We start from the raw sequence: 4,026 nt of genomic DNA on the forward strand, positions 1-4,026 counted from the left end.
GGCCACCGTCGGCGACGCCCGGGCCGAGCAGGCGCGGGCCCTGCGGGCGGCGGGCGCCGACGTCGTGGTCGACGACCTCGCCGACCTGTTGCCGGCCGGATCGCTGAAGGGAGGAGCGTGACCGACGTCGCACGTGGCTACGAGCGCTCGCCGTGGGAGCTCCGTTGGCAGGGCCTGGCCGTGGACCAGCTGCAACGCACGGAGTCGACGTTCGCCCTGTCGAACGGGCACATCGGGATGCGGGGCACCCTGGAGGAGGCGGAACCGCGCGGGCTGCCCGGGACCTACCTGAACGGGTTCTACGAGGAGCACGAACTGCCGTACGCCGAGGGCGGCTACGGCTATCCCGAGGCGGGCCAGACGGTCGTCAACGTCACCGACGGGAAGGTGATCCGCCTGCTCGTCGAGGACGAACCGCTGGACATGCGGTACGGGCACGCGGAACGGCACTCCCGGACGCTGGACTTCCGGACGGGGACCCTGCGGCGGGAGACCGAGTGGGTCTCCCCCACGGGCAGGCGGGTGCTGGTCCGCACCGAACGGCTGGTGTCGTTCACCCAACGGGCGGCGGCGGCGATCCGGTACGAGGTGGAACCGCTCGACGGGGACGTCCAGCTCGTGGCCCAGTCCGACCTGCTCGCCAACGAGCCCATCGAGTCGGACTCCGGCGATCCGCGGGTGGCCGCGGCCCTGGAGGCACCGCTGATCGGCGAGTTCGCCCGTGCCGAGCACCAGCGTGCCGTGCTGGTCCACCGCACGAAGCGGTCCGGGCTGCGCATGGCCGCCGCCATGGACCACCGGATCGAGGCCGGCGAGGACCTGCGCACGGACATCACGGTGGAGCAGGACCTGGCCCGGCTCACGATCGCCGTCGACGTCCCGCTCGGCGGGAAGCTGCGGGTGACCAAGTACCTGGCCTACGGCTGGTCGGCGCAACGGTCGCTGCCCGCGGTGCACGCGCAGGTGGACGCCGCGCTCGCCGGGGCCCTGCAGACGGGCTGGGAGGGGCTGCTGGCCGAGCAGCGGCGGTTCCTGGACCAGTTCTGGGCCAGCGCGGACGTGGAGATCGACGGCGATCCGGAACTCCAGCAGGCCGTCCGGTTCGGGTTGTTCCACGTGCTGCAGGCCGGGGCCCGCGGCGAGAGCCGGGCGATCCCGGGCAAGGGGCTGAGCGGCCCGGGCTACGACGGCCACGCGTTCTGGGACACCGAGACCTTCGTGCTGCAGGTGCTCACCTACACCCTGCCGGACGCCGCGCGGGACGCCCTGCGCTGGCGGCACAGCACCCTGGACAAGGCGCGGGACCGCGCCGCACAGCTCGGGCTGCGCGGGGCGGCGTTCCCGTGGCGCTCGATCAACGGCGCCGAGTGCTCGGCGTACTGGCCCGCGGGCACCGCGGCCTTCCACGTGAACGCCGACATCGCGGACGCGGTGGTGCGGTACCTGCAGGCCACCCACGACACCGAGTTCGAACGGCAGTGCGGCACCGAACTGCTCACCGAGACGGCCCGCCTGTGGATCTCCCTGGGCCACCACGACCCGCACGGCGGGTTCCGCATCGACGGGGTGACCGGGCCGGACGAGTACAGCGCCGTGGTGGACAACAACGTCTACACCAACCTGATGGCGCAGCGGAACCTCCGCGCCGCCGCGGACTCGTGCGAGCAGCAGCCGGACATCGCCGAGGAGCTCGGGGTGGACCACGTGGAGGTCGCCGGGTGGCGGGAGGCCGCCCGGAAGATGCGGATCCCGTACGACGACCTGCTCAAGGTGCACCCGCAGTCGGAGCGGTTCACCGAGCACGCCCGGTGGGACTTCGCGGGGACACCGACCCACCGGTACCCGCTGCTGTTGAACTTCCCGTACTTCGACCTCTACCGCAAACAGGTGGTCAAGCAGGCGGACCTGGTGCTGGCGATGCACCTGCGCGGCGACGCCTTCTCGTTGGAGCAGAAGCGGCGCAACTTCGCCTACTACGAACAGCTGACCGTCCGGGACTCGTCGTTGTCGGCGGCCACCCAGGCGGTGCTGGCCGCCGAGTGCGGACACCCGGACCTGGCCTACGACTACTTCGCCGAGGCGGCCCTGACCGATCTGCGCGACCTGCACCACAACGTGCGCAACGGGCTGCACATGGCCGCCATGTCGGGCTCGTGGCTGGCGATGGTCGCCGGGTTCGGCGGGATGCGGGACCACGGGGGCGAGCTGAGCTTCGCCCCACGGCTGCCGTCCGTCCCACACCGGATCGCCTTCCGGATGTGCTTCCGGGGATCCCAGTTCTGCGTCGAGATCCGGCGGGAGTCGGCGACCTACCGGCTGATCCACGGCAAACCGTTCACGCTCACGCACTACGGGGAACCGGTGACCGTCACCGAGGAGTCGACGACCCTGCCCCTGCCTCCCGGCGAACCGACCGAACGCCCGTCCCAGCCCGCCGGGCGGGCCCCCGCCCGGCGTTGGGTCCCGATCATCGGGGCTGACCGGCCCCGCAGCGCTCCGGGCCCCGCGGGGGCGGGATGACGTCGTCCTCAGTCCGGGGGTTCGACGGTGCCCGCGTCCGAGGTCACGTCGTCGGTGCGGATGTCGTCCTTGTTCGGCGGCTCGGGGACGTCGCGGTTCAGCGTCCCGTCGGTGTCGGGCTCCCGGCGGTGCCGCATTCGGTCGCGGACCGGGTCCGTCTCCTCGGGCCCGGGTCCGCGCTCGTCGGCCGGGGGGAACTCGGGGCGGCTCATCGGTATCGACCTCGCCTTCGGTGAGCGACTCGTCGGCACCTCACGGGAGTGCCGACACGCACGCCGCCACGGCGATCACGCTGCCTGCGACCGTACCCACTCGCCGGTGCCCTCGTCCATCAGCGCGAGCAGCAGCCCCTGCGTCGTCGACCAGGGGCAGGTGACGACGGGGCCGCCGAACACGGTGAGCAGCGCCTCGGCCACCACGGCACCGGCGAGGGACTGGCGGGCACGCGGGCGGGAGATCCCGGGCAGTTCGGCCCGGCGCGCGGGCGGCAGCGCCGCCAGCCGCGGGATCCACTCCCGCACGTCCTCGACGTGCAGTTCCCGGCTCTTCGTGCCCTTCCGCCGTCGGCCGGCCAGAACGGCGAGCTGGCGCAACACCTTCGAGCAGCCGACCGTGCGGAACTCCCGCAGGCGGGGCACCTCGTCCCCGACCGCGGCGAGGACCCGCTCGACGGCGTCGTCCCGCAGTGCGTCGAGCGCGTGCCCGGACGGGCGGTCGGTGTCCAGCCGCCACCGGCGGGTGGTCTCCCGGGCGCCCAGTCGCAGCGACCGGGCGAACTCGGCGTGCATCCCCCGCCCGGCGGCGAGTTCGACGGTGCCGCCGCCGATGTCGAGCACGGCGAGCGGCCCGGCCTCCGAACCGAACCACGCCCGCGCGGCCCGGTAGGACAGCCCGGCCTCCTGGACCCCGCTGAGGAACCGCAGGCCGATCCCCGTCTCGTCCCGGACCCGGGACCGGATCTCCTCGGCGTTGCGCGCGTCCCGGATGGACGAGGTCGCCAGGCCGAAGACGTCGGTCACCTCGTTGCGTCGGGCGACCTCGGCGGCGGAACGGACGGCGGACACCACCGCGTCCACTCCCTCGTCGCGCAGGCGGCCGGTGGCATCGAGCGACCGGTCCAGGCGTAGTCGGGTCTTGTGGTTCACCACCGGTTCGAGGGCCGCCCCGGCACGGTCCACACACCGCAACCGTGCACTGAAGCAGCCCACGTCGAGTACGCCGACCGTGCCCGAGCCCGACACCGACCGCACCTCCCTTTCGCGAAAACCGACGGATTCCCACGCACCGCGACGGATAACGGCGCTGTAACCCGTTCGGGTGACAATAGTTCGTGTGACACCTGTTGCCGTAACGACACAGACCCGTCCCGGCGATCCTAGAGAAGGGAATAATCACACCGGAGGGGACGAGGAGAGTGGCAACCGTGCGCATGCCCGGCGACCGGACGCCGGGGCTGCCGGGCGCCCGGCCGGACGAGACGGCCCGGTGGGGTGCCGCCGCGGCGGC

General features: G+C 72.8%; 3 protein-coding genes. 1 reads left to right on the top strand and 2 read right to left on the bottom strand.

Annotated elements, in window-relative coordinates:
- The first annotated feature begins 117 nt into the window (after nt 1–117).
- A complete protein-coding gene (locus SACPADRAFT_RS0202980) occupies nt 118–2,520 on the top strand; it encodes a glycoside hydrolase family 65 protein (RefSeq protein ID WP_007026774.1) in 2,403 nt (800 codons plus the stop codon).
- Between the two features lie 8 nt (nt 2,521–2,528).
- Here SACPADRAFT_RS0202980 and SACPADRAFT_RS0202985 read toward each other — a convergent pair whose 3' ends face one another.
- Together SACPADRAFT_RS0202985 and SACPADRAFT_RS0202990 are read right to left on the bottom strand one after the other, a co-directional pair.
- Entirely contained in the window at nt 2,529–2,732 is a 204-nt protein-coding gene (locus SACPADRAFT_RS0202985) for a hypothetical protein (protein WP_007026773.1), read from the bottom strand.
- A 75-nt stretch (nt 2,733–2,807) separates the two neighbouring features.
- A complete protein-coding gene (locus tag SACPADRAFT_RS0202990; RefSeq protein ID WP_007026772.1) occupies nt 2,808–3,761 on the bottom strand; it encodes a Ppx/GppA phosphatase family protein in 954 nt (317 codons plus the stop codon).
- Nucleotides 3,762–4,026: the final 265 nt, after the last annotated feature.

The organism is Saccharomonospora iraqiensis subsp. paurometabolica YIM 90007 (assembly GCF_000231035.2).
GTDB classification, from domain to species: Bacteria; Actinomycetota; Actinomycetes; order Mycobacteriales; family Pseudonocardiaceae; genus Saccharomonospora; species Saccharomonospora paurometabolica.

Bases quoted from the DNA above. Each gene is read 5' to 3' on its own strand.
- SACPADRAFT_RS0202985 (WP_007026773.1), bottom strand. From the start codon at position 2,732: ATGAGCCGCCCCGAGTTCCCCCCGGCCGACGAGCGCGGACCCGGGCCC.